We start from the raw sequence: 25,538 nt of genomic DNA on the forward strand, positions 1-25,538 counted from the left end.
GAGGCGCTTCGGTGTGTTTCCCCGGATTTCATTGCATTCCATCCGGGCTACGGTCATCGCCACCAGCCATTGGTGTTTTCATCGTCATGGTAACGCCGCCAGCGCCGCCTTGACCCAGGCGAAGCCCACCCTCTCCTGCTCCAGGCGCAGGTTCCTGCGCAGGCGGTTGTCGCGCAGGTCGTCGTAGAGGGCGCTCTCCGTTGGCGAGAGCCGCGGCAGGTCGCGCAGCGTCTGCTTGTCCTCCTCGCCCCACAGCGACTCGAAGGCCAGCAAGGTCGCGCGATCCATCAGGAAGGAATCGACATGCTCGAACTGCGCGCGCAACTGGTCGAGAATCGCGAAGCCGTGCGTATCGATGTCACCCCAGTAATGGAGGCGGCAGCGCGACAGCCAGCGCGCTTCGCTGAGCAGCTCGAAACCGTAGCCGGCGCCGAAAATGATCAGACTGTCGGTGACCTCGGGGAAAGCCAGGAAATTGACCTCGTTCTCGGTGATGAAGACGCGTGACACGCCGGGATCGAGGCGGGCAAAGCTGCGCGCATCGAGCGTGAGGTCCTGTTCGGGATCGCCGGGCAACAAGGCGTGCTCGCGGTCGAGAATGCGGAAACGGAGGCGCGCCGGCTTTTCCCGAAAGCCGTAGCGTCGGGCAAACTGGCTCGCTCCCGCAGCCGAAAGGACAACGGCCTCGGCCGGCAGGACGAGATCGAGCAACTCGCCGAGGACGCCGCGATGCGCCTCGATGAACTTGCTGTGCACGCCGGGGACGTCCACCTGCCGCAGGTACACGCCGGGCCGCGGATGCGCGTGCACCCAGGCAACGATGTCGAGCAGCCGACCCCAGGCGTCGGCAAGTTCCAGCGCGCGCAGCGGCCGTCTCGCCAGCCAGTCGAGCAATGCCGGCTGGCGCAGGCGCGTCAGATCGAGCAGCGCCCCGAAGCGACTGGCGTCGCGCCGCTTGCCGATCAGTGCCAGAGCGTCGTCGAGGCTGTCGACCCAGGCTTCCTGCGGCACGGCATTGGTGCCGAACAGGCGATGCCTGAACTCGCGCAACTCGACCCGGCAGTGCGCCATCGCCTGCAGTTCGCCGATCCACGCACGCAGTTCGTTGAAACGCTCGCTCATCTCGGCCGAGGTCGGCCCCTTGAGCAGCAGGCGGCGAGGGAAGAGCGACTCGCCGGTCACCACGCTGGCCAGCAATTCTCCGCGATCCCACAGCCTTTGCACCTGGGCGCGCAGGCCGGCAGGCCGGGTCCAGCTCATCCGGCTGCCCGCGCCTTCTCGGCGTGGTACTCCTCGATCGACAGATTGCGCAGCTTCGAGGTGCGGCCTTCCTCGTTATGAACGAAGCCGACGCTGGCGACGAAGGGTTCGATGATGTGGATTTTCTGCAAGGGGGTGACGATCAGCAATTGCAGGTTGAGCTGGGCGAACAGCCGCAGCCCGTACTGCGCCGACTCGTCCGAGCCACGCCCGAAAGCCTCGTCGATGACGACGAAGCGGAAGGAACGCGAACGCACGGCGCCCCATTCGAGGCCGAACTGATACGCCAGACTGGCCGCCAGGATGGTGTAGGCCAGCTTCTCCTTCTGACCGCCCGACTTGCCGCCCGAGTCGGAGTAGTGCTCGTGCTCGCTGTCGTCCTCGCGCCAGCGCTCGCTGGCAGCGAAGACGAACCAGTAGCGGACGTCGGTGACCTTGGCCGTCCAGCGGCGGTCCTGCTCGGAGAGTCCCTCGCGGCCACGCAGCCGTTCGATGATCCGGCGCACCTGCAGGAACTTCGCTTCCGAGTATTGCGCGTCTTCCGAACCGGTCATCGCGCCTTCGGTGCACGCGCGCAACTCGCCCTGGAAATCGCGGATGTCGGCGTCCGGCGTCGCCTGCGCTTCGAGAGCGATGTAGCGGCCGGGGTTGTAGTCGATCTGGGTAAGCGAGCCGTTGATGCGGCCGATGCGCTCGCGGATCGTTTCGCGCCACATCGCCAGTTGCGCGTTGAAGTTGGCCACCTCGCGGATGGTGTTCTCGTTGAGCAACTCCTTGAAACGCACTTCGAAGCGCGGCAGGTCGTCGGCCTGCAGCTTGTCGAGCATCGCCCGGTACTCGCCGATCGCCGCGATGGCGACGTCGACTTCCTGGGCGTCAAGCGGAAAGACGAGGCAATAGGCGCGCATCGCGTCGATGATCCGGTCGCGCAGCGTCCGCAACTTGTCGTCGCAGGCATCGATCCGCTTCTGGAACCAGTCGCGCATCTCGCGCTCGCGGTTCTCGCACGACTCGACGGTCAGTTGATGCTCACCGAGTGCCTCGGCGCGCATCTCCCCGAGTCGGACGAAATGTGCGGTATCCTGCGCCGCCTCGCTGACCAGCGCCAGCGTTTGCTGACGCAAAGCCTCGGCGGCCTCGCGCCTGGCCTGCGTCGCGCCGAGGTCGCGGGTCTTCTCGGCAAGCGCCGCCTCGGTCTGGGCGAGGTCAGCCTGCAGGCGGGTCAGGCGAACGGCGAGGTTCTGCAGCACGTCGGAGGTCGCTTCGAGGAGTCGCTTTTCCTCCGCCAGCTTGGCCACCTCGCTGGCCAGCGACTGCCAGTCGAGTTCCTGGAAGTCGCCGTACTCGTCGAGCTTCGACAGTGCCGTCAGCCGTTCCTTGAGCGCATTCTGCTCGGCAAGGATCTTGCCGATGCGGCCGCCCAGCTCGGCCAGCCGTAGCTCGAGGGCCCGCGCCTTGGCTTCGAGGGCGTCGATCTTCGCCGCATTGGTCCACCCCAGGACGTAGCGACTGCGGTCGTCGAGCCGATGGCGGTCGTCCTTCTCGTGCCGTTCGCCGGGGGCCTTGATCTGGCCAGCACGCGTGATCGCCCGCGTCTCGCGCCGGAACTGCTCCTGCGTCGCGCAGCAGGCGACGTCGAAACGGTGCGACAGCTCGCGTTCGAGCCAGTCGTAGCAGGCCGAGTCGGGCTTGACGGCCAGTTTGCGGACCAGCGAATCCCGGTGCAGACTGGCCATCTCGTTGCGCGCACTGTGCCGCACCCGGAAGTACACCAGGCGGCCGCGGAGCTGGGTCTTGTCGACCCACTCGGCGACCTTCGCGTAATCGTCATCGGGAACCAGCAGCGACAGGCCGAAGTTGCGCAGCAGACGTTCGGCAGCGCCCTCCCAGTCGCGCTCTTCGTCGCGCACCTGCAGCAGTTCGCCGGCAAAGGGCATCCGCTCTTCGGGCAGCGACAGGGCCTTGGCGAGGGCCGAGCGCATCAGAATCTGCTCGGCCGGAATATTGCTGCGCCTGGCCTTCAGGCTGCTGATCTCGGCCGACAGCTCGGCGTGTTCCTGCTTGCCCTGGCGCAGGCTGACGCCCAGTTCGGTGAGGTCGTTCTGCAGGCTGGCTTCGCGTCCGCGCGCCGTTTCGGCGAGCGCCGCCAGGCGCTGTCGCTGGTCGAGGAAAGCGGCCTCGTCCTCGGCCGCCTCCTCGCCGATGGCGTGCAGCAGATCGGCACGCCGCTGCGCCCGGCGCGCACGCACCTGGCGCTCGTTTTCCAACCGGCGGATCTCGGCCGCCAGGCGCTCCAGCCGATCGCCGCCGTTCTCGGCGATGTGGCGGCGAAGCTCCGCCTCCTCGACGCGCTGCGCGTCACGCTGATCGGCGTGGCGCCGGAGTTGCGCGTCCTGCCGCCGCCACTCCTCCGCCAATCCGGCGAGCCGCTTGTCGAGCAGGCCGACCTTGAGACCCGCGAAATAGGGCTTGAGCGCTTCCCGGCAGGCGCGCAGTTCCTCGACCTGAGCGACCACCGCCGCATGCCGCTCGCCGTCGGCCACCAGCGGCGTGAGCATGGCTACCTGGCGCTTGGCCTTCAATACCGCCTCGTGGGCGCGGTTGAGGTCGTCGAAGTGGCCGATCAGCGCGGTGATGCGCGGCGCCACGTCGAAAGGCTCGAGCATGTGGCTACGCACGAAGTCGGTGAGGTTGCCGACCGACTTCATCGACACCGTCTGGTGGAAGAGGTCGAGCGCCTGCTCGTTGTCGATGCCGAAGCGCCGCCGGAACCAGGCGCCGTACGGCGGAAAGCTGTCGAAGAGATCATTGCCCGGTCGCCGCAGCCGCTTGCGCAGCGCGCCGATGTCGCTGCCGAAATGGGCAAAATCGCCGGCAATCGACAGGTCGCGTTCGGCGGCAAGGAAGAAGCGGGCCGGCTGCCCTTGCGCATCCTTGATCCAGAAGACCTGCGCCAGCGTGACCGTCTGGTCGTAGCCGGCGTTGTGGAAGACGCCGAGGATCACCGAGTAGTTGTTGTGGTCGCGCAGTGCCACCGGCCGCGCCGTGCCGCTGATCTCGTTGCGCTCGGACTTGTAGTGGCCAAGCACGTAGGAGCGCAGCGTGCGCTCGCGGCTGTCGGCACCGGCAGCCTTGTTGTAGGCGATGCGTTGCGCCGGCACGAGCAGCGTCGTCACCGCATCGACCAGGGTCGACTTGCCCGAGCCGATGTCGCCGGTCAGCAGTGCATTCTTGCCTTCCGGATGGAGCGTCCAGACGCGGCCATCGAAGGTTCCCCAGTTGAACACTTCGAGGCGCTGCAGCCGGAAGCCGGAGAGCGTATCGTCGGCGACGAAGTCGAGACCGAGGCTCTGCGGATCATTCATCGGCTGCTTCCTGGCGTCCCGGCAACAGCGAGCGGTAGGCCGCCAGCCGCTGGTCGAACTCGGCCAGCCACTGCGCGTCGACGAAGGCCTTGAGGATTCGCCGCACCTCGACCATCGGCGGCTGGCCGTGCTCGACCTTCAGGCGGCGCAGGAAACCCAGTTCGACGACCTTGCCGAGGTAGAAGTCGATCTGATCGATCAGCCGGGCCTCATTGCTGCCTTCGCGCAGGAAGACGCGCATCAGCTCGGCGACCTCGTCGCGCGCCAGAACCAGGCGGGTGTCGCCGCCGCTGGCGTCGAACTCGGCCAGTTTCTTCCGCAGGAGCGCCAGCAACAGGCTCACCGGAAACGACAGCGGGCGCCTGGCTACCAGCCGCGGCAGCCGGGTCGCCGCGCCCTCCTCGGGTTCCGGCCGCGCGCGCAGGAAAGCATAGCCTTCGGCCTCATCGAGGACCAGTTCGAGGTCGAGCACCGCGACATAGTCGCGCACGCGCGCCTGCAGCGTCAGCAGCGCATTCCATTGGCCGGCGTCGGCCTCCTGATAGATCACGCCCTTGAGCAGCGGGATCACCAGCGCCGACAGGTCGGGGCTGGCCATGGCCGATGTCGGTCCTGGCGATGTGTCGACTCCGACGCCCTCAATCGACATTACGAAACAAACGCTCCCATGAAATCGTCGCCTCCACGCTGACCAGTTCCAGCGTTTGGCCAGGGACGAAGTCGTGCAATTCCCATAGACCGTCTGAACCTTTGCGAAATAGCTCAAGCTGCTGCTGGTCGGGGTCGATCAGCAGGTATTCCTTCAGGGGCGCCAGGCGACGGTAGGCGATGAACTTGTCGCCGCGATCGTAGGCGGCGGTAGATGGGGAAAGGACTTCGGCGACCAGCACCGGATGGCGCATGGCCAGTTCAGCGCGATGGTCGTCCGGTTGGCAGCTCACGAAGACATCAGGGTAGAAAAAACTGCTCGTGGTGGCGATCTCGATTTTCATGTCAGCCATGTAGACGCGGTAGGGCGTGCCGAACAGGGCTTCGTCGAGTGCTGAGAACAGGTTGCCGAAAATCGTCACATGCCGTCTTGAAGCACCGCCCATGGCGAATACCTCTCCACCGACATATTCGTGCTTTTCCGGCTGAATCGTTTCCCAGCGCAGGTATTCCTCGGGACTGAGGATTGGAACTCCAACAGGTAGCGCCATGGCCTTTCTCCGCTGCGTGCACTCGGGCTGACTGCAAACCCGGTCTGCCACCAGGGGCAGGCTTGCCTGTTCTTTAGCACAACACACCACTCGACACAAGCCATGCGCTCGGGTCGTGCCTGCCCAGTTGTCATGTTGTTGAAAATTCGCCAGCAGGACCGCGTTCTTCAAGTCAACGCCCAGTTCGCTCAAGCATTGTTGACCGGGGTGAGCTTTGCCTCATTCAGCGCACGAAGATCACGCGCGGCAGCCGCGCCTGCCTGGCATAGGGCTGACCATCCGCTGTCGTCCCACTCCAGACGATCAACTCGTTCACGCCTTCATCGACCACCGACTTGAAGGAATCGCCGGCCAGATGCAGGTAGGCGACCAGCTCGGCCAGGCCGTGTTCGAGCGGCCGCGTCTCGCAAAGCTCGCGCAGGGACACCTGCGAGCGCTCCTGCAAGGCCTGCCGTATGTGGCGGACGAGTTGCGCGCGATCGACGACTACCTGCGAGAACAGGACGGCGGCGTCGACCTCGTCGTCGTCGGCCGACTCGAGCTCGAGGTCGGCGATCGACGGCTTGATCGGCGGCGAATACAACGGCCGCTCCATCGGCAGTTCGATAGCGGCGGCGGTATCGGCAATGCTCATCACCTCACCCGCCGGCGGCGTCTCGCGCAAGGCCAGTGCCTTCGCCTCGATACCGTGCAGGATGTCCATGATGCGCCGATTTTCGAGCCACGCCTGATCGTCGAGAAAACGCCGCAACTGCTGCGAGAGTTGCGCGACCGTGCGCTGGGTGTGCTCGCCGGCTTCGAGCCAGTCGTAATGCACGCGCCGGGTGCGCGCATCGGGTCGTAGTTCGGCCACTGCCGGCAGCGTCAGCACCCGCTCGAGCAGCGCTGTCAGCTCGTCCTGCCGGCGGCTCGACATCAGGAAGTCCCAGAAGGCGCGGAAGCTCTTGCCCTGGTCGGAGTCGGAAATCGCATCGCGTTCGCCCATGATTTCTTCGAGCAGGGCGCCCTTGGCACCTTCCCAAAGGGCGATGCGCTCGCGCACGCGCCGGTCGAGCCGGCGGAAATTGTGCTCGACCTCGCGGAAGTCGGCGAGCAGTTCGCGCGCCATGGCGACGAACTGCTGAAAGCGATCGCGCAGCGCCGAGTCGTCGAGCAGCGGCAGGTCACCCGACAACACGCGCGCGATCTCGGCATCGATCTCGTCGCGCCGCCGGTGCAGCTCGGCGATGCGCGCCTCGGGGTCGGTTTCGCTGCCCTCGCTCATCTGCTTGAGGAGTTCGAAAAGCGTCAACAGGCGCGACTCGGTACCGACGAAGCTGCGTTCCGCGAGCGTCCCCAGCCAGGCGATCGCCTTCTCGGTCGCCGGCATCAGGTCGAAATGCGGCTCGTCCGAAGCTTGCGCGTAGAACTTGCGCAGCCAGCCCTTGTCGTTGGCCGCCCAGTCGTTGAGGTAATCGAGCGCCGATTTTGGAAACGCTTGGGCACCAAGCCGGTCGCGCAGGACGAACAGTTCGTCCTCGAGCGCCTCGGCCAGATCGGCCTGCGTGATCACCCGGACATTCGGAACGATGAACACCCGTTGCAGGAAGCTCGCCACCAGCGGCGCGTGCTCCGAGCGCAACAGGCGCCACGCCGGATGGCTCTGGCGGAGCAGTTCGAGGGTGGCGTAGTCGAGGGTCATGCCAGCGACGCTTCGATCCGCTCCCAGCGCTGGTCCCGGACCATCGCCAAGCGACAGCGGCCCCCGGGAAGCTCGGCGCACAGGCCGCCGCTCAAGCGATCGCCGGCAGCGGCCATCAGCGAGCGAGGCTCTGCTACTCGACAGCCGGGACGACCCATGAACTGCGACGGGCAGGTCCTGGAGGTGAAGGTGGTCACCTGTCGGCCTCCTGCAGGAACACGGTCAGGTGCTCCACCGGCAACGGCCGGCTGAACAGATAGCCCTGAAAGGCGTGGCAACCATGCGCTTCGAGGAACTGCCGCTGTGCCTCGCTCTCGACACCCTCGGCAATGACGTTCATGTCGAGTTCCCGGCCCATGGTGATGATGGTTCGCGCAATCGTCTCTTCCTTTCGGGCGCCGGGGAGCTTGCGCACGAAGGACTGGTCGATCTTGAGCTGATCAAGCGGCAACTGCGCCAAGTAGGACAAGGACGAATAGCCGGTACCGAAATCGTCCAGGGAAAAGGCGACGCCCAGGCGTTTGATCGCGAGCATCTTGGCGATGGTGTCTTCGACGTTCTTGAGAAGCACGCTTTCGGTCAGCTCGAGTTTCAGGCGCGCCGGGTTGGCGCCGCTGGCCTTGAGCGACCGCTTCACTTGCTCGACGAAGTCGGCCTGTCGGAATTGTCGGGCACTCACGTTCACCGCGACTTGCAACGAGCGAGTGCATGCATCGCTCTCCCAGTTCTTGATCAGCACGCAGGAGGTTTCGAGTATCCAGCGGCCGATCGGCAGAATCAGCCCGGTGCTTTCCGCAAGCGGGACGAACTCATTCGGCGAGACCAGCCCGCGTTGCGGATGCCACCAGCGCAGCAACGCTTCGACGCCGATGACGCGACCGGCGGTATCGATCTGCGGTTGGTAGTGCAGGCGCAACTGATCGAGTGCGAGCGCCTGATGCAGATCGCTCTCGAGCGCGCCGCGCAGGTCCATTGCCGCCTGCATCGCCGGGTCGAAGAAGCGCAGGCGGTCGCGGCCCGCGTTCTTCGCCTGGTAGAGCGCGAGATCGGCACGCTTGAACAGCTCCTCGACCGTATCCAGCGCCGCGAACAGGCTGACACCGATGCTCAGCTTGCAACGGTATTCCTGGCCGTCGAGGCTGAAGGGACGGCTGGTGGCCTCGCGCAGCTTGTCGCCGACTTCCTTGGCCACGGCTGCCGCCTCGTCGGCATTGCCACTCACACCGTCGAGGAGGAGCACGAACTCGTCACCCCCCAGGCGCGCCACCGTGTCGCCCTCGCGCACCTGGGCGCGCAAGCACTGTGCCACTTCGACCAGCAGCAGGTCGCCCACATCATGGCCGCGCGTATCGTTGAGTGTCTTGAAATTGTCCAGGCCAATGAAGAAGAGCGCGCCGTAGAGCCCGTGGCGTGCCGCGGCGGCCAGCGCCTGGCCCAGGCGGTCCTGCAGCAGGCGGCGATTCGGCAGGCGCGTCAAGGCGTCGTAATACGCCAGGCGGTGAATCTCGGCCTCGGCCTGCTTGTCTTCGGTGATGTCGCTGAAGCTCGCGACGTAATGCGTGGTGATCCCACCTGACGCGACAATCGCCGTGATCGTCAGCAACTCGGCGTAGATCTGGCCGCTCTTGCGCTTGTTCCAGATCTCGCCCTGCCAGTAGCCTTTCTCGACCAGCGAGTTCCACATCCGCTGATAGAACGGATCGTCATGACGCCCCGACTTGAGCACTGCCGGCGTCCGCCCGATGGCTTCCGCGGCGGAGTAGCCGGTCAGGCGGGTGAACGACTGGTTGACCCGAAGGATGACCCCCTTCGGATCGGTGATCACCATCCCGTTCTGGCTGGCGAAGGCAACGGCGGCGATGCTCAACTCGCCTTCAGCCCGCTCGAGTTCGGCGACCAGCGTCGCCAATCGATCGCGCTGGGCCTCGACCTCCTTGCGCAAGCCTTCGCGCTCGAGGAAGTTGCTGATTCGCTGCCGGGCGATGGCGACGTTGATCGGCTTGGTAATGTAGTCGGCGGCCCCGAGAGCCAGACCCCTGGCCTCGGATTCGCCGTCGCTCAAAGCGGTCAGGAAGAACACCGGGATGGCCTGCGAACGCGGATCGGCCTTCAGCCGGCGACAGGTCTCGAAGCCATCGATCTCCGGCATCATCACGTCGAGCAGGATCAGGTCCGGGGGTGCCTCGATCGCCAGTTCCAGCCCTTTCGCGCCGGAAGTGGCGATCTGCAGATCGAAGTCCGGTGCCAGGGCTCGCCCCAACATCATCAGGTTCGTCGGCGTATCGTCGATGGCCAGGAGCTTGAGTCTTTGCTGGGTCATTTCGGGTCTTTCGCAAGCTGGATGGCTACCATCCGGCGCAGGCGTTCGAGGGCCAGGTCGAAATCGAAGGCATTCAGGATTCCGTCGATCTCGTCGATCTCCGCCTCCAGGTCGCTACCGGCGGCCAGGGATTGCAGGTCCTTGAAGCGATCGATGGCATCGAAACGGTTCTGCACGAGCAAGGGAGCAATCGTATCGACCAGTCCAACAAACTGCTCCCTATCGACCTGTTGGCGGGCGTGAACCGCTGAGGAAGTCGCCGGTGGCAATTCGGGGGCGGTGCGCAGCCACTTGCCGAGTACCGCTTGCAGGGTGGCGAAGGTAACCGGCTTGGCCAGGTAATCGTCCATGCCGGCGCGCAGGCAACGTTCGCGATCTTCCGCGAACGCATTGGCGGTCAAGGCAATGATCGGCCGACGCGGCAGGCTGTTGTCGACTTCCCAGCGCCGTATCCGCTCGGTGGCCGTGCAGCCGTCCATGACCGGCATGTTGACGTCCATGAGGACGATGTCGGCGGCGTGGCCACGCGTTATCGCGTCCACCGCCTGCTGGCCGTCTTGCACCAGGGCAGCGCTCAAACCGAGCTTACGCAGCAGCGCTTCGACAACCCGCTGGTTGATCATGTTGTCCTCGACGACCAGCACGCGTGCCTGCGAACCCGCCCGGACCGGTACCGCCCGTACTTCGCCCGGCGCCGGGGTGGCCACGCCATCGGCGTTGTCGCCAGCGGAACCGATTCCCGCGCGGATGCGAAACCAGAAGCGTGACCCGCTACCCGCAACGCTGTCGACTCCGGCGTCGCCACCCATCCGTTCGGTCAGGCTGCGTACTATCGAGAGTCCGAGCCCGGAGCCGCCATATTTGCGTGTGCTCGAACTGTCGGCCTGCGAAAATGGCCGGAACAGCAAATCGAGTTTTTCGGCAGGAATGCCAATCCCCGTATCGCTCACCGAGAACTCGAGCACGGCCGAGTCGGCGTCGCGTGCCACTTCGACTCCCTCGACGACGATCTTGCCGTGTGCGGTGAATTTGATGGCATTGCCGATCAGCTTGGAGAGCATCTGACGCAGCCGCTGGGGGTCAGAGCGATAGTGTTGCCCGCACGACGCACGCCATTGGCCTGCGAGCACGAGTTGCTTGTTCGTGGCGGAAGCGGAAAACAAGGCTAGCGTTTCGCGGATGAGATCGTCGGGATCGAACTCAGCGCTTTCGATCCGCAGCTTTCCCGACTCGATCTTTGACAGGTCGAGGATGTCATTGAGCAGGGTCAACAGGGACTGGCCCGACGTCAGGATGATCCTTGCGTAGTCCTGCCGCTCGCGTTCTGTCAGGTTCGGCATCAGCAGCAACTGCGCCATGCCGAGCATGCCGTTCAGCGGCGTGCGCAGCTCATGGCCCATCATCGACAAGAAGTCCGACTTGGCATGGTTGGCGGCCTCGGCCGCCTCGCGGGCGTCGTTCAGCGAGATGTCGTAGCTGCGCACGGCATCGCGCATTTCGCCGAAACTGCGCACCAAATCGCCGATCTCGTCCGTGCCGGCGGCAGGCAGGATCGCCGCATAGTCGCGATTGGCGAGACGGTCCGCCGCTCGGCCGAGTTCGCGCGCACGCCGACCAACGGTGAATTCGAGGAACAACGCCACCAGCACCATGGCGACAGTGACGATCGCGGCGATGATGAGGAAAGCAGCGAGCGCCAGCTGGCGGGCCTTGGCGCGGTCTTCGCTGAAGTCGATGTCGACCGTGAGTGTTGCCAGGGTGGTGTCGCGAAAGCGCACCTCCTGCACGAACCGCTCGGTATCCGGCAAGGTCGATGTCGCCAAGCGGCCAAGCGGATAAAGACGCCGACCGCCCTCGCCGACGAGTTCGATGCGTCGCCAGTTCCGTTGGCGCGTGCGCAATTGGTCGAGGTTCTCGTGGATTCCGGCGAACTGGTTCTGCAGGAGCAGCGGCAGCAGGCTGTCGGCAACGATCTCCATCTGGTGCCGCGATTCACGTTCCACGATCCGGTCGACCGAGTCCAGCAGCATGGGCTGGATCAGGAGCACGAAGGCACCCAGTATCGCCAGCGCGATGCTCAGCAGAAGGCCGAAAATCTTCTTGCGGAGCGTGAAAGTGCGGCGCATCTGTGTCGCTCCCGGCGGCGGCGTGATGATCGGCTCAATCACCCGACTTCACGTAGAACTTATCGAGCTTCAGCTTGCTCATCAGCGCGTACTCGTCCGTGCTGGCCGATGTCGGCTGGCTCATGGGAATCTTGTTGAGCAATGCGGCACCCTCGGGGGTGGCCGCCATGTCCAGCAGAGCCTGTTTCACCAAATCCCGATGCGCTTCCGGTACGCGCGGGTGCGCCAGGATCGGATGCGAGGGTACCTTGCGCGTCTCGTAGATGATGCGGAGACTCTCGCGAAGGTCCGGCTTCTGCCGGTCGAAGCTCCCCTTGACGCCGCCCGAGGCCTCGCTGATGCCAAGGACAGTGTTGAGGTAGCTGGACGTGTGAGTCTGCGCGTACAGGGGTATCACCTTGATATGAAACAGCGTCTCGAGATCGGCGCGCATCAGCAACGAGGCGCCGAAGGCGTTTGGCGCTGGAAAGGAGATCTTCTTGCCGGCAAGATCCTTGACCGCCTGGTAGGGACTGTCCTTGCGTACGGCGAGCACACCATAGAGCGGCTGGGCGTCGCGAACGAGCGGGAGGTAGCCCTGCTTGCGGGCGGCGATCATGGCGTGATACGGGTTCATGTAGGCAAAATCAAACTCGCCGGCCTCGAAAGCGATCTCGAACTCGGGAATGCGTGGCGAGCCTTTCATGGTCAGTGCCAGACCCGTACGCTTCGAGAGCTCAGCCAGGATGGGTATCCAGATCGCGGCAAGTTCGCGGGCCTCGAACTGCGGTACCACGCCGAAGCTGTAGGCGGCGCCGGCGCGCGCCGGTGCCAACAGGCCAAGGCCGGCAACGAGCAGCGCAGCGCCCAGGAGGCGCACCATGCGCAAGCCGCAGCGAATCATGACCGCTCCCCGGCCACGACGATCAGCGCAACACCGCATCCACCGCGTCGGCCAGACTGCGCACGCTGCGCTCGGGATTGTGTAGCTTCTCGAGTCCGAACAGGCCGATCCGGAAACTGCGGAAGTCGGCCGGCTCGTCGCACTGCAGCGGCACACCCGCGGCAGTCTGGACACCGATGGCGACGAACTTCCGACCCGACTGGATCTCCGGATCGTCGGTGTAGCTGACGACGACGCCCGGCGCCTGGAAGCCTTCGGCGGCGACGCTCCGGAAGCCCTTGCCGGTGAGCATCTCGCGCACTCGCCGGCCAAGTTCCTGCTGCTCCTGGCTGACGCGCTCGAAGCCGTAGCTCTCGGTTTCCAGCATCACGTCACGCAGGGCAGCCAGCGCGTCGGTCGGCATCGTCGCGTGGTAGGCATGGCCGCCGCTTTCGAAGGCTTCCATGATCTGCATCCATTTCTTGAGGTCGCAAGCGAAGCTGCTACTGGTCGTCGTGTCGATCCGGGCGCGCGCTCGCTCGCCGAGCACCACCAGCGCGCAACAGGGCGAGCCCGCCCAGCATTTCTGCGGGGCGCTGATCAGGACGTCGACCTGGTTGGCGACCATGTCGACCCACACCGCACCAGAAGCCACGCAATCGAGCACGAACAGGCCGTCCACCGCCCGTACCGCCTCACCCACGGCGCGCAGGTAGTCGTTGGGCAGAATCATCCCCGAGGCAGTCTCGACGTGCGGCGCAAAGACGACCGCCGGCCTTTCCTCGCGAATGCAGGCCACGACGTCGTCGATCGGCGGCGGCGCGAACGGCGCCTGCGCTCCCTCGGCAAGCTGCCGCGCCTTCATGACGATGCTCGCCGCGGGAATTCCTCCCATCTCGAAAATCTGCGTCCAGCGAAAGCTGAACCAGCCGTTGCGGATCACCAGGCACTTGCGGTCGGTGGCAAACTGCCGCGCCACCGCCTCCATGCCGAAGGTGCCGCTGCCGGGCACGACGATCGCCGTGCTGCCGTTGTAAACCGTCCTGAGGATGCGCGCGATGTCCTTCATGACGCCCTGGAAGCGCTTCGACATGTGGTTCAGGGCGCGGTCGGTATACACGACCGAGTATTCGAGGAGTCCATCCGGATCGGGTTGGGGTAGCAGGGCGGGCACGGTTGTCTCCTGTGGGTTGATGGCGGGCGATCGGCGCGTCACGCGCGCGAGAGCCGGAGGATAACGCCAAGTCACGGCGGCGCGCCAGTCGTACGGCAGTTGCAGCGCGGCGATGCCGCTCCCACCACTTCCCTGGCGGCCGCCCGGCAGCGATCAGGCGCGACCGGCGGCTACCACAGGCGCAACGCGCAGCCACTTATCCTCTAGAATTCGGCCCATTCAACCTTGGCTGTCGTCGACTCGGCAGTCACCACGCAAAGGACGGGAAACCGCGATGGCCGGAGCCAGCCTGCTTGCCCTGATCGATGATATCGCCACGATCCTCGACGATGTCGCCCTGATGACCAAGGTCGCCGCCAAGAAGACCGCCGGCGTCCTCGGTGACGATCTCGCGCTCAACGCCCAGCAGGTGTCCGGCGTGCGTGCCGAGCGCGAATTGCCGGTGGTCTGGGCGGTCGCCGTCGGTTCGCTGAAGAACAAGCTGATCCTCGTGCCGGCGGCCCTCGCGATCAGCCGTTTCCTGCCTGCGGCGGTGACGCCGCTGCTCATGCTCGGCGGCCTTTACCTGTGCCTCGAAGGCGTCGAGAAGCTGGCCCACAAATGGCTCCACGCCGCCGCCGATGACGCGCCGCACGCCGCCGCGGACGCCGTGGAAGCCGTGGAACCGGCCGACGCGACTATCGACCTGCCGACACTGGAGGCCGAAAAGATCAAGGGAGCGATCCGCACCGACTTCGTCCTCTCGGCCGAGATCGTCGTCATCGCCCTGGGCACCGTCGCCGACGCCCCCTTCGCCACGCAGGTGGCCGTGCTGTCCGGTATCGGGCTGATCATGACCGTCGGTGTCTACGGCATCGTCGCCGGCATCGTCAAGATGGATGACCTGGGCCTCCACCTGCTCAGCAGGAGCGGGAGCGTCGCACGCAGCATCGGTAGAGGCCTGTTGCTGGCGGCTCCGCGCCTGATGAAGGCCCTGACCGTCATCGGTACCGCCGCGATGTTCCTGGTCGGCGGCGGCATCCTCGCGCACGGCATCCCGGCCGTGCATCACGGGATCGCGCATGCTGCCGAGCTGGCCGGCGGCGTGCCTGCAGTCGGCGGCCTCCTCGCGCCATCGACGTCGCTCCTTCTCGACGCGCTGGTGGGCATTGTCGGCGGCAGCTTGACGCTCATCGGCGTCAAGGCATTTGCCGCCGTCCGCGCTGCGTTTGGCGGCGAACGCAAGGCATAGCGCCGCAGCGCGGTGTGGCAGCGATCGATTGCGCGTCTGCCGCACGAAGCGACGCCCACCGCCGGCGTGGGAATCGGACATCTCCACAGCGGCCTGCGCTGACCCAATACAGGCGCAGAGCGTAGTATCCTTGCAGATCCGAGCCCGCTGCGCGCCACCGTCGGTATTCGCACGCGCATCGGCTGACAGCACATTGACAACGAGGAAGAACGATGACCAAGCAGATAGTGGTTTGCATGGATGGCACCTGGAACGACCCCGTCGAGCACACCAATGTCTACCGCTTGTTCCAGATGCTTCCCGGCGAGGAGCGGCAGATCGAGGAAACCGGACCCATCCGTTCGCATCTCGTCAAGAACAGCGACCAGGTCATCGCTTATTGTTTCGAGAGCATCGGCAGGGGCGGACGCGCGCGCGGACTGCTCGGCGGCACGCAGGGAATCGGCCTGCACGATTGCATGATCGATGCCTATCTGCTGGTTTCGCAGGTGTATCAGAGCGGCGACAAGATCTGGCTTTTCGGTTTCTCGCGCGGCGCCTGGGCGGCGCGCAGCCTCGGGGCATTCATTGCCCGCTCGGGCCTCATCCCGGCGGTTCATGCCGACGACGACGACGCCGCCGACAAGGCCGAGAAGATCTGGCTGGACTACAAGGAAGGGCGCGGCATGAAACGCGGCGGCCGCTTCTGGAAGCACCACGACGAAACGCCGATTCGCATGATCGGCGTCTGGGAGACGGTCGGCGAACTCGGCGTGCCGCTGTTCAACGGCCTGCGTCTGGCCGACCGGGACGAACTCCGCTTCCTGCGATTTGCCGACCGCGAACTCAGTCCGCGCGTCGAGCACGGCCGCCAGGCCCTGGCCATCGACGAGCACCGCGCCGACTTCACGCCGACGCCGTGGGCCGAGCGCGAAGGGGTCAAGCAGGTGTGGTTCGCCGGTGCGCATGCCGATGTCGGGGGCGGCTACGAAAACCACGGTCTCTCGGACATCGCCCTCGAATGGATGATGCAGGAAATCAACGACCTGGATGCCGGCCTGCAGCTCGCGCCCGACCAACTCAGCGAGGCGCTGGCGCCCGACAGCCTGGAGGACCGACACGACGAAACCCGAGGGCCAGTCTGGCGGACGCGCCCGAGCAAAGCACGCAAGATCCCCGACGCTGCCGAACTCCATCCCAGCGTAGTGCAGCGCCTGCGCGAGCGCGCCGACTATCGGCCGAAGGCGCTCGAAGACATTCCGGTCTGCACCGACTTCTACCTGGACGAGGCGCCGCGCCCGGACGAGACACTGCAGCCGGAGCGGGAAGCCCTGCCCTTCCGCAAGCTGCCGGTGGACGGCTCGACGTGCTTCCCGGCCTATGCCCACAAATGGTGGAATGCCTCCGGCGTCGAGGTGGATGTCGGCGAACGCTACCGCATCGAGGCGAGCGGCGCCTGGATCGACAAGGAGATCCACGCGGGTGCCGACGGCTATGAATCCAAGGCCTGGCTCCTTCACCTCGCCGAAGGTAGCCGCCGCATGGAGGAACGCCCGTGGTTCTCGCTGGTCGCCGCCATCCATCCCCGGCCCGACCTCGAGGCGAACAACCCCGACTCCGAGAATGTCCTTACCGGGCTCATCGAAAGCACGATCAGCGGCGTTGCGCGCATCGACGACGAGAGCTGCCTGCTGGCGACTCCGAGTGGCTGCGAGATCGAGATTATCGAACCAGGTTTCCTGTACTTCTTCGCCAACGACTCGCCGTTTTCCTACAGCAACAACCGCGGCTTCCTTTCCGTCGAAGTCACCCGCCTCCCCTGGTCGACGGATGTCGACCAGAAGACCTCGCCAACTCATCAACCGGTTCCCGGCAGCCTGGACGTCAAGCTCTACTTCACTCCCGGAACATGTTCGCTGGCGCCGCACATCGCACTCCGCGAAGCCGGACTCGATTTCGACCTCGTGCGGGTCGATATCCGCCAGCGTACGCTAACCGACGGCAGCGACTTTCTCGCCATCAACCCCAAGGGCTACGTACCGGTGCTGGAACTCGAGGATGGCCGGTATCTGACCGAAGTCCCGGCCATCGTGCAATACATCGCCGACCGCATCCCGGAATGCGGTCTGGCACCGCGACCCTACACGCTCGAACGCTACCAGTTGCAGGAGTGGCTCGCCTTCATAAGCTCCGAGTTGCACAAGGCCTTCGTCCCGCTGTTCAGGCCCGACACGCCGGAGGATTACAAGCGGAGTATCAAGGAAAACCTTGCCGGCCACCTGGGCTACGTCGCCGGTCGTCTGGAAGGCAGGAACTACTTGCTGGGCGACCGCTTCACCGTCGCCGACGGCTACCTCTTTACCGTCCTCGGCTGGGGCAACGCGGTCGCCATCGACCTTGGCCAGTGGCCGCCGCTGCTCGCTTTCCTGGAACGTGTCGGACAGCGCCAAAGCGTGCGCGACGCCCTGGCGGCGGAAAGCTGACGAGGTCGCGGCCGGTCTGGGATCACCCGAAGGCAGAGTGGTCCCAGGACTTGAGACTGATTAAGCTCATTAAGGGGACAGTATGCTTTTTATCGAGCCATTAAGGGGACAGTATATTTTTTATCGAACTGACCCCAGGCTATATTTCTGAAGGCGAATCAACATCCTCCGAGACTTCCAGCCTTGGCTTTGGTCCGCGTTTCCTCAGCCGCAGACTACGTTCGAGGCGAGCCTCGAGTTCCTCGATGAACGCATCGTCCCCCAAGGGGCGCCCGGTCCGCGTGTGGGCATGGACTTGGGCGGCAAACGATTCTTCGGCCGTTTCGCCCAGGTACTCACGCCAGTTCGAAACCAACGCGAGCATTGGCGCAACCCGCACCAGCGCGTCGTCCTCGCCGTTCAAGTGCGCGCGGGCGCTGGACCATGGCCAATCCTCGGGATGCGCGCACAGCCCTGCACGAACCGGATTGTTCTCGATGTAACGGGCGGCGGCCAATAGATGCAGCGGATCGAGCAGGAAAGAGTGAAAGCGCTCCTGCCAGAGATGTCCCCTCCACCCTTCGCGGAAGTTGATCCGACGCGTGAAGCGCCGGTGAGCTTCAGCGATGGCACTTCGCAGCCCGTCGCCCTGTTGCGGCACCATGATCAAATGAACATGGTTCGGCATCAGGCAGTACGTCCAGACTGCAGTCCCCGAAGCAGCGCAGGAAGCCGCCATCAGGCGCAGGTACTCCCGGTAATCATCGTCACAGAAAAACGTCGGCTGGCGACGATTACCTCGTTGGGTAACATGATGCGGATAACCCGCTGCAACCACGCGTGCAAGCCTCGCCACTTCGTTCCTCCTGACTGAATCGGGACAAGTTAAGTATACTGTCCCTTTAAATTCGCTGTCCCTTTAAATTCGTTAGTTCCACTCACCCACTCGGGTCAGCACCGTCCGGATCACTTCGGCGGAAATGCGGAAATCGGACTGGTGCAGGGAGGCGAACACGTCTCGGGCGGAAGCAACGAGTCCCCGTGTCTTGGCCATGCCGATGACCGCAGCCGTGCCGGCTACCTGGAGGCCCATTTCCAGCGCTGTTGCTCGCCCGGCCCGCTCATCCATCAGCACCAGCGACTCGCCGCCATGACCCATGGCAATACGGATACAGGCCGCCTCTCCCTCGTCCAGGTCCGGCAACGGCAGCTCGCCAACCGGTTGCGACCACAGGCGCAGCCAGCCCCTCCCCATCGCGCCCCGGATCGCTTGCTCGCCAGGGAAGCCACTGCCTGAAAGAACCTCACTCCTGACTTCCTCGGGCATCCATACTTCACCAAACAATGCGGCCAGCCAGGGCAAACCATCCACCAGCGACAAACCGATCAGCGGACTCGCGTCAGTCAGGACGAGGCGAGCCATTGATCCAGGGTATCCATATCGTTGGCAGCCTCTTGGGAATCCAGTTGGATAACCGCGATGCCGAGCCGTGAAACATGCGCGGCGAAGTTCGACATCGTCATCCCGGCCAAGCGCGCCGAGCGAGCCAGCGAAAGATGCCCTTCACGGAACAACACTGTCGCCAAAGCCGCCTTGACGCCCGGCGCCGCCAGCGCGCCATCCTTGTTCAGGCCCACTATCAGGGCATCCGGCCGATCACGATTCATGACAAGCACCATATCCTCATGCGCCGTGCGCAGTGCTTCGGTGGGGTTGTTCTTCAAGCTACTCACATTCACCACTTTCATTCCCATCTCCTATAGGAATCATTTGTGCCAAATTATAGCAGCCCGGCGACCACCGACGCGGCTGTGCAGCGATTAAGGGGACACAGCGATTAAGGGGACGATTAAGGGGACAGTATATCTTTTATCGAACTGGCCGCAGACGATATTACTGAAAGCGAATCAACATCCTCCGAGACTTCGAGCCTTGGCTTTGGTCCGCGTTTCCTCGGTCGCAGACTGCGGTCGAGGCGAGCTTCGAGTTCCTCGATGAACGCATCGTCCCCCAAGGGACGCCCGGTCCGCGTGTGCGCACGGACTTGGGCGGCAAAGGATTCTTCGGCCGTTTCGCCCAGGTACTCACGCCAGTTTGAAACCAACGCGAGCATTGGCGAAACCCGCACCAGCGCGTCGTCCTCGCCGTTCAAGTGCGCGCGGGCGCTGGACCACGGCCAATCCTCGGAATGCGCGCACAGCCCTGCACGAACCGGATTGTTCTCGATGTAACGAGCCGGCGGCCAATGGATGCAGTGGATCGGCTGGCGACGATTACCTCGTTGGGTAACATGATGCGGATAGCCCGATGCAACCACGCGTGCAAGCCTCGCCACTTCGTTCCTCCTGACTGAATCGGGACAAGTTAAGTATACTGTCCCTTTAATCTCTTCACTGTCCCTTTAATCTCTTCAGCCTCGCAGCAGGTCAAGGGCGTTTCGCGCTGTTAGGATGCGTGTTCCCTGATGGCGGGAAAGGGCGAGCAGGTCGCGCTTGTCGCCTGTGACGAGGATGTCGGCCTGTGCGGCTTGTGCCATTGCCAACAGAAAGTTGTCGTAGGGGTCAGGAGAGGCGTCCACCGTCGGCAGGTTGCCCACGACGGTTGCCAGTCGCCGGAGGTCGTTGACCAGTCGTCCGGCCTCGGCCGGGTGAATGCGGAAGCGGATGCCTTCACGCCGAGTGACGCGGCGGATTTCTTCGATTTGCAATTCAGATGTGATCAGGGTGAAGCGCCCGTCGCGCCACGCCTCATAAAGCTGATCCGGGGGCGTTCCTCGCGCGATCAGCGCCGCAACCAGAATGTTGGTGTCGAGGATGAAGCGCATTCCGACTACGACGCCTTCGACTACGATGCCTTTGGCGCGGCCGGCCACATCTCGCTGCGCACGGCCGCACAGGCCTCGTCGATCGCTGCCTGCAGGTCGCCGACGTCGACATCGGCGTTGCGGGCTTTCACACCCTGAACCGCCTGGTCGAACATCCGCCAGCGGACTGCGTCTTCGATGAACTTCGACAGATCACCTTTACGCATCCCCTGAGCACCGAGGAAGGCGCGCAAGGCCAGGTCAGTCTCCCGTGAGAACGTGACGGTCAGCCGGGTAGTCTCTTCATTGGACATGCTTTCACCTCGCCGCGTAAGCATCTATACACGTAAGAACGTAAGAACCTAGGCGCCTAAGAACCTACCATTTTCACAACATGCGCGCAATAGTGCTTACGCACCCTGAGGATCAAGGGGACACGGAGTAACGATCCGCCGGCAGAGCCGGGGGGTTTCTCAGGAGAATGAGTCGTGCCAAATTATGGCAGCCCGGCGACCAAGGAGGCGGCGGCGCGGTCACCAGCGCGTCGCCCCGGATGCCTTCGTTCCCTTGCGCCAATCAATCGGTCGCGGTCGTATAACATCGCCTGCGGGCCTGGCCCGAAGGACCGAGAACCCAAACGTCTTCGGCGCAAGAGCAGCCTCAATGTTCGCGCAAGAGTGCGGACGGCATCCTACAATTACTGTCTACCTGCTTACCGACGCGCGCGGCGGCAAGTACCAGGCACCTTGACTCGACGTTTCCGCCAGGCCCGCGCGCGCTCTGGCATCAGCCCAGCATCATCGACAAGCGCTAAGGACATCCGGCGATGACTCAAGAAAACGCGGTCTTCCCGCTCCCCCTGCCCACCATCTCCGGCAGCACGCCGCAAGCCACGTACAACGACCCCTCGCTCTCCGGCTACTGGCACCTCTGGGGAAGCACCGGGGGGACCAGAGGCGTCAACGTCGTCAAGGTGTGGGACGATTACCGTGGCAGCGGCGTAATCGTCGGCGTGATCGATGACGGCGTCGACTACAACCACCCGGAACTCGCAGGCAACTACGCCAGCTCCCTCGATTACGACGGGCGCGACGGCGATGCCGACGCCTACCCGAGCGACCCGACCGACATGCATGGCACCACTGTGGCGGGAGTGATCGCTGCCGCCTTGAACAACTCGGCCGGCGGCGCCGGGGTAGCGCCCGAGGCGAGCGTCGCCGGCTTCCGTATCGGCTTTGGCAGCAACGGCACCGACCAGCAAGTCCTGGACGCGTTCCAGTGGATGGCCGCGGTGGACATCGCCAACAATAGCTGGGGCTTTGGCGGCTTCCTGGAGGACAGCTTCCTCTATCCGGGCTTCGCGCCAATTCGCAACGCTCTCCAGAATGCACTGGATGTGGGACGCAACGGATTGGGCACGATCGTCGTATTCTCCGCAGGCAACGGGCGAACCTCCGGTCAGGACGTCAATTACCACGGTTTCCAGAACAATCGAGGCATCATCGCGGCCGCCGCCACGGACAGCGCCGGTAACGTCACCTGGTTCTCGACGCCGGGAGCCGCCCTCCTCGTCGCGGCACCCGGCCAGAGCGTCCCTACTACCGATCGACTCGGTGCGTCCGGTTACTCGAGCGGGGACTACGCCACGATGAGCGGAACCTCCTTCTCGGCGCCGATCGTCAGTGGCGTGGCCGCCCTGATGCTGGATGCCAACCCGGGACTCGGCTGGCGGGATGTCCAGGAAATCCTGGCCGCCACCGCGGTCCAGACCGGCGCCACCACCGGATGGTCGTTGAACGGCGCGGACAACTGGAATGGTGGCCCCATGCACGTCAGCTACGACTACGGCTTCGGCCTGGTCGATGCGTTCGCCGCCGTGCGAGTCGCCGAGAGCTGGCGTGGCGTATCGACCTCGCGCAACGAATCGGTGACGAGCGGCGCGGCGTCCGGGCCCGTCGCCATTCCGGATGTCGGCAGCCTCTCGCGCACCATCACCCTGACGCAAAACCTGCGCATCGACCACGTCGAGGTCGATGTCTTCTTGACGCACGCCAGCATCGGCCAGTTGCAGATCACCCTGACCGCCCCCGACGGCACACAGAGTCTCCTGTTCCACAACCCCGCCACTTCGCAGGCAGATATCGCCTTCACCTTCTCCACAACTCGTGACTGGGGCGAATTCTCGGCTGGAGACTGGACGCTGACGATTGCCGATACACAGTCTGGCGCGTCGGGAATACTCACCAACTGGACTCTTCGCGCCTACGGCGACGCGCCGGGCAACGATACCTACGTCTATACTGACAAGTTCAGCGTTCTCGCGCCGGCCGACCCTGCGCGGCGAGTGCTCTCCGACCTGGGCGGGACGGACAACGTGAACACGGCTTCAATCGCCTCGGACACCCTCCTGGATCTGCGACCCGGCTACTCGTCGTCGATTGACGGGCAAACCGTTGTGATCTCCGCAGGCACCGTGATCGAGAATGCGGACACCGGCGATGGCAATGACGTGCTGATTGGCAACGACGCGGCAAACTCGTTGCGCGGGTGGCGGGGCAACGACTTGCTGGATGGGGGCCCGGGGGCCGATACCCTGGAAGGCGGGGTGGGCGATGACGTTTATGTCGTCGACTCGGCCGGCGATGTGCTCGTGGAAGCGGCTACAGGCGGCAACGACACCGTCCGGACGACCCTGGCGGCCTACGTCCTCGGCGCCAACCTGGAGAAGCTGGCCTTTGTCGGGACGGGGAGCTTCAGCGGAACCGGCAATGGAACAGCGAACGTGATTACCGGCGGCTTTGGCAATGACAGCCTCAACGGTGGCATCGGCGTGGACACGCTGATCGGCGGGGTTGGTGACGACAGCTACTATGTGGACAATCTCGGCGACAACGTCGTCGAATTGGCTGGTGAGGGGAACGACATTGTTTACAGCAGTGTCGCCTCGACGCTCGGCGCCAACCTTGAACGGATCTCCCTAACCGGTAACGCGGCCATCAGCGCAACCGGCAACGAACTTGCCAATACGCTTTACGGCAACGGCGCAGCCAATGTCCTCAGTGGTGCGCTCGGCGATGACACCTACTATGTTGGCAGCGGCGACACGATCGTTGAACTGGCCAGCGAGGGAAACGACATTGTCTATAGCACTGTCGCCTGGACGCTCGGCGCCAACCTTGAACGGATCTCCCTAACCGGTAACGCGGCCATCAGCGCAACCGGCAACGAGCTTGCCAATACGCTTTACGGCAACGGCAACGGCGCTGCCAATGTCCTCAGTGGTGGGCTCGGTGATGACACCTACTATGTTGGCAGCGGCGACACGATCGTTGAACTGGCCAGCGGGGGAAACGACATCGTCTGTAGCAGTGTCGCCTGGACGCTCGGCGCCAACCTGGAACGGCTCTCTCTGACCGGTAACGCAGCCATCAACGCAACCGGCAACGAACTTGCCAATACGCTCTATGGCAACAGCAACAGCGCTGCCAATGTACTCATCGGCGGGCTCGGGAGTGACACGTACTTCGCTGGCGAGGGCGACACGATCAGTGAAATGGCAGACGAAGGAAGCGACAAGGTCTACAGTTACGGCGACGCCAGTCTCTCGGCGAACGTCGAAAACTTGTACCTCAACGTCAGTGCTGCCGCGACGCTCACGGGCAACGAACTGCCCAACAGAGTGAGCGGCAACATCGGTAACGACATCCTGATCGGTCTTTTCGGCAGCGACACACTCGACGGAGGCTTGGGTGCCGACACTCTGATCGGCGGGGCAGGTAATGACACTTACTACATTGACAACCTCAACGACAGCATCGTTGAATTGGCAAGTGAAGGAGACGACAGCGTCTACAGCAGTGTCGGCTGGACGCTCGGCGCTAATGTCGAGCGACTGTGCCTAACGGGGACCGCAGCTATCGCCGGCACTGGTAACGAACTTGCCAACACACTGGCTGGCAATGCCAACAGTACCGCCAATGTCCTCGCGGGCGGCCTCGGCGATGACGGCTATTACGTGGGCAGCGGCGACAGCGTCGTGGAACTACTCGGCGAGGGAAACGACATCGTGTACAGCAGCATGAGTTGGACATTGGGTAGCAACATCGAGCGACTATACCTCACGGGCAGCGCGGCAATCACCGGGACCGCCAACGCGCTTGCCAACACCCTTTACGGTAATGCCAACAGCGCTGCCAACGTCCTCGCGGGCGGCCTTGGTGACGACGGCTACTATGTGGGTATTGGCGACACCGTCGTGGAGTTTTCAGGTGAGGGGAACGACATCGTGTACAGCGATATCAGCTGGACGCTCGGCGCCAATGTCGAACGGCTGTACCTGACGGGCAGCTCAGCCATCGCCGGCACCGGCAATGACCTCGCCAATACCCTCTACGGCAGTGCCAACAGCGCCGCCAACGTCCTCGCCGGCGGCCTCGGCGACGACGCCTACTACGCGGGCGCCGGGGATACTGCTATCGAAATGGCGAAGCAAGGGATCGACAGCGTGTACAGCTACGGCGACTACAGCCTTCTGGACAACATCGAAAACCTCTACCTCAGCAACAGCACCGCTGCGGCGCTCACCGGCAATGAACTCGCAAACAGGGTGAGCGGCAACATCGCTAACGATATTTTGATCGGCCTCGCTGGCCGCGACACGCTGGATGGGAGCCTCGGCGACGACATACTGGAGGGCGGGGTCGGTGACGACATTCTTTTTGGCGGTGGCGGAAGCGACAGGTTTGTCTTCGACACCGCTTTCGGCACAGACCGGATCAACGACTTCACGCCGGGGGAGGATGTGATCCAGCTTAGCAGCGCGCTCGGCGTCACGGGTTTTTCCGCGCTCGACACCAACATCGACGGCACCCTGGATAACGGCGATGCCGGCGTTCAGATTGTCGGTGCGGACATGGTGTTGGCGTTTGGCAGCAACCAGATCCAGATCGTCGGCCAGTCGCATTTGCACGGCAATGATTTCTTCTTTGCATGAGTTCACAGTAATCGTTCACACCCCCTTAAGAAAAGCTGCCAGCCTGATGATTTGTATGGCATAGTTGCGGAACTTGCAGACG

The 25,538-nt window shown here is 64.1% G+C and carries 19 protein-coding genes; 3 read left to right on the forward strand and 16 right to left on the reverse strand.

All coding sequences use genetic code 11. The annotated features are described in order from the left end of the window. Positions 1–84: 84 nt before the first annotated feature. From CAP2UW1_RS16020 to CAP2UW1_RS16060, 10 genes are read right to left on the reverse strand one after another with little or no spacing between them, the layout of a single operon-like run. Entirely contained in the window at positions 85–1,260 is a 1,176-nt protein-coding gene (locus CAP2UW1_RS16020; RefSeq protein ID WP_015767669.1) for a DUF3322 domain-containing protein, read from the reverse strand. Beyond that, positions 1,257–4,625 (reverse strand): ATP-binding protein, encoded by a 3,369-nt coding sequence (locus CAP2UW1_RS16025; protein ID WP_015767670.1) that lies wholly within the window; start codon positions 4,623–4,625, stop codon positions 1,257–1,259. The genes CAP2UW1_RS16020 and CAP2UW1_RS16025 overlap by 4 nt, the downstream gene beginning before the upstream one ends. Then, a complete protein-coding gene (locus CAP2UW1_RS16030; RefSeq protein WP_015767671.1) occupies positions 4,618–5,223 on the reverse strand; it encodes a DUF4194 domain-containing protein in 606 nt (201 codons plus the stop codon). The genes CAP2UW1_RS16025 and CAP2UW1_RS16030 overlap by 8 nt, the downstream gene beginning before the upstream one ends. A 40-nt stretch (positions 5,224–5,263) precedes the next feature. Continuing rightward, the gene (locus CAP2UW1_RS16035; RefSeq protein ID WP_291912854.1) at positions 5,264–6,016 is read right to left on the reverse strand and encodes a Uma2 family endonuclease; all 753 of its coding nucleotides are present in this window, start codon (positions 6,014–6,016) and stop codon (positions 5,264–5,266) included. A gap of 31 nt (positions 6,017–6,047) precedes the next feature. Then, a complete protein-coding gene (locus tag CAP2UW1_RS16040; protein WP_015767673.1) occupies positions 6,048–7,505 on the reverse strand; it encodes a DUF3375 domain-containing protein in 1,458 nt (485 codons plus the stop codon). Continuing rightward, complete coding sequence (locus CAP2UW1_RS25660) at positions 7,502–7,702, reverse strand: hypothetical protein (protein WP_015767674.1); 201 nt, start codon at positions 7,700–7,702, stop codon at positions 7,502–7,504. Before CAP2UW1_RS25660 ends, CAP2UW1_RS16040 begins: the two co-directional genes overlap by 4 nt. Next, entirely contained in the window at positions 7,699–9,825 is a 2,127-nt protein-coding gene (locus CAP2UW1_RS16045; RefSeq protein ID WP_015767675.1) for an EAL domain-containing response regulator, read from the reverse strand. The genes CAP2UW1_RS25660 and CAP2UW1_RS16045 overlap by 4 nt, the downstream gene beginning before the upstream one ends. Next, positions 9,822–11,951 carry an ATP-binding protein gene (locus CAP2UW1_RS16050; protein WP_015767676.1) on the reverse strand — a complete coding sequence of 710 codons (2,130 nt, stop codon included), beginning with the start codon at positions 11,949–11,951 and terminating at the stop codon, positions 9,822–9,824. The genes CAP2UW1_RS16045 and CAP2UW1_RS16050 overlap by 4 nt, the downstream gene beginning before the upstream one ends. A 34-nt stretch (positions 11,952–11,985) precedes the next feature. Further along, the gene (locus CAP2UW1_RS16055; RefSeq protein ID WP_015767677.1) at positions 11,986–12,834 is read right to left on the reverse strand and encodes a phosphate/phosphite/phosphonate ABC transporter substrate-binding protein; all 849 of its coding nucleotides are present in this window, start codon (positions 12,832–12,834) and stop codon (positions 11,986–11,988) included. A 22-nt stretch (positions 12,835–12,856) separates the two neighbouring features. Beyond that, positions 12,857–13,987: an alanine--glyoxylate aminotransferase family protein gene (locus CAP2UW1_RS16060; protein WP_015767678.1), complete on the reverse strand. Its 1,131-nt coding sequence runs from the start codon at positions 13,985–13,987 to the stop codon at positions 12,857–12,859. Positions 13,988–14,261: 274 nt separating this feature from the next. On the opposite strand from CAP2UW1_RS16060, the gene CAP2UW1_RS16065 reads away from it, so the two are divergent. Together CAP2UW1_RS16065 and gstA are read left to right on the forward strand one after the other, a co-directional pair. Continuing rightward, positions 14,262–15,218 (forward strand): DUF808 domain-containing protein, encoded by a 957-nt coding sequence (locus CAP2UW1_RS16065; protein WP_015767679.1) that lies wholly within the window; start codon positions 14,262–14,264, stop codon positions 15,216–15,218. 212 nt (positions 15,219–15,430) lie between these two features. Then, complete coding sequence (gene gstA / locus CAP2UW1_RS24625; protein WP_015767680.1) at positions 15,431–17,680, forward strand: glutathione transferase GstA; 2,250 nt, start codon at positions 15,431–15,433, stop codon at positions 17,678–17,680. Positions 17,681–17,819: 139 nt separating this feature from the next. Here gstA and CAP2UW1_RS16075 read toward each other — a convergent pair whose 3' ends face one another. The 6 genes from CAP2UW1_RS16075 to CAP2UW1_RS16095 form a co-directional block, all read right to left on the reverse strand. After that, on the reverse strand, positions 17,820–18,515 hold the full coding sequence (locus CAP2UW1_RS16075) for a transposase (RefSeq protein WP_015767681.1): 696 nt from the start codon (positions 18,513–18,515) through the stop codon (positions 17,820–17,822). Between the two features lie 72 nt (positions 18,516–18,587). After that, positions 18,588–19,082, reverse strand: a complete 495-nt coding sequence (locus tag CAP2UW1_RS16080) for a DUF3368 domain-containing protein (protein WP_015767682.1) — start codon at positions 19,080–19,082, stop codon at positions 18,588–18,590. After that, positions 19,064–19,408, reverse strand: a complete 345-nt coding sequence (locus CAP2UW1_RS16085) for a UPF0175 family protein (protein ID WP_015767683.1) — start codon at positions 19,406–19,408, stop codon at positions 19,064–19,066. The genes CAP2UW1_RS16080 and CAP2UW1_RS16085 overlap by 19 nt, the downstream gene beginning before the upstream one ends. Positions 19,409–19,509: 101 nt before the next feature. Continuing rightward, on the reverse strand, positions 19,510–19,995 hold the full coding sequence (locus tag CAP2UW1_RS24630) for a hypothetical protein (protein ID WP_081444206.1): 486 nt from the start codon (positions 19,993–19,995) through the stop codon (positions 19,510–19,512). Positions 19,996–20,070: 75 nt separating this feature from the next. Further along, positions 20,071–20,484, reverse strand: a complete 414-nt coding sequence (locus tag CAP2UW1_RS16090; RefSeq protein ID WP_041568633.1) for a putative toxin-antitoxin system toxin component, PIN family — start codon at positions 20,482–20,484, stop codon at positions 20,071–20,073. Positions 20,485–20,504: 20 nt separating this feature from the next. Beyond that, a complete protein-coding gene (locus tag CAP2UW1_RS16095) occupies positions 20,505–20,777 on the reverse strand; it encodes a ribbon-helix-helix domain-containing protein (RefSeq protein ID WP_015767685.1) in 273 nt (90 codons plus the stop codon). A gap of 512 nt (positions 20,778–21,289) precedes the next feature. On the opposite strand from CAP2UW1_RS16095, the gene CAP2UW1_RS24005 reads away from it, so the two are divergent. Next, the gene (locus CAP2UW1_RS24005) at positions 21,290–25,456 is read left to right on the forward strand and encodes a S8 family serine peptidase (protein WP_015767686.1); all 4,167 of its coding nucleotides are present in this window, start codon (positions 21,290–21,292) and stop codon (positions 25,454–25,456) included. Positions 25,457–25,538 lie beyond the last annotated feature (82 nt).

Source organism: Candidatus Accumulibacter phosphatis, assembly GCF_000024165.1.
Classification (GTDB): domain Bacteria; phylum Pseudomonadota; class Gammaproteobacteria; order Burkholderiales; family Rhodocyclaceae; genus Accumulibacter; species Accumulibacter phosphatis.

Excerpts from the sequence above, each read along its gene's own strand:
- CAP2UW1_RS16050 (WP_015767676.1), bottom strand. The coding sequence starts at position 11,951 with ATGCGCCGCACTTTCACGCTCCGCAAGAAGATTTTCGGCCTTCTGCTG.
- CAP2UW1_RS16085 (WP_015767683.1), bottom strand. The coding sequence starts at position 19,408 with ATGAAAGTGGTGAATGTGAGTAGCTTGAAGAACAACCCCACCGAAGCA.
- gstA (WP_015767680.1), top strand. The coding sequence starts at position 15,431 with ATGACCAAGCAGATAGTGGTTTGCATGGATGGCACCTGGAACGACCCC.
- CAP2UW1_RS16020 (WP_015767669.1), bottom strand. The coding sequence starts at position 1,260 with ATGAGCTGGACCCGGCCTGCCGGCCTGCGCGCCCAGGTGCAAAGGCTG.
- CAP2UW1_RS16080 (WP_015767682.1), bottom strand. The coding sequence starts at position 19,082 with ATGGCTCGCCTCGTCCTGACTGACGCGAGTCCGCTGATCGGTTTGTCG.
- CAP2UW1_RS16045 (WP_015767675.1), bottom strand. The coding sequence starts at position 9,825 with ATGACCCAGCAAAGACTCAAGCTCCTGGCCATCGACGATACGCCGACG.
- CAP2UW1_RS16055 (WP_015767677.1), bottom strand. The coding sequence starts at position 12,834 with ATGATTCGCTGCGGCTTGCGCATGGTGCGCCTCCTGGGCGCTGCGCTG.
- CAP2UW1_RS16040 (WP_015767673.1), bottom strand. The coding sequence starts at position 7,505 with ATGACCCTCGACTACGCCACCCTCGAACTGCTCCGCCAGAGCCATCCG.
- CAP2UW1_RS24005 (WP_015767686.1), top strand. The coding sequence starts at position 21,290 with ATGACTCAAGAAAACGCGGTCTTCCCGCTCCCCCTGCCCACCATCTCC.
- CAP2UW1_RS16030 (WP_015767671.1), bottom strand. The coding sequence starts at position 5,223 with ATGGCCAGCCCCGACCTGTCGGCGCTGGTGATCCCGCTGCTCAAGGGC.
- CAP2UW1_RS16065 (WP_015767679.1), top strand. The coding sequence starts at position 14,262 with ATGGCCGGAGCCAGCCTGCTTGCCCTGATCGATGATATCGCCACGATC.
- CAP2UW1_RS16095 (WP_015767685.1), bottom strand. The coding sequence starts at position 20,777 with ATGTCCAATGAAGAGACTACCCGGCTGACCGTCACGTTCTCACGGGAG.
- CAP2UW1_RS16025 (WP_015767670.1), bottom strand. The coding sequence starts at position 4,625 with ATGAATGATCCGCAGAGCCTCGGTCTCGACTTCGTCGCCGACGATACG.
- CAP2UW1_RS16090 (WP_041568633.1), bottom strand. The coding sequence starts at position 20,484 with ATGCGCTTCATCCTCGACACCAACATTCTGGTTGCGGCGCTGATCGCG.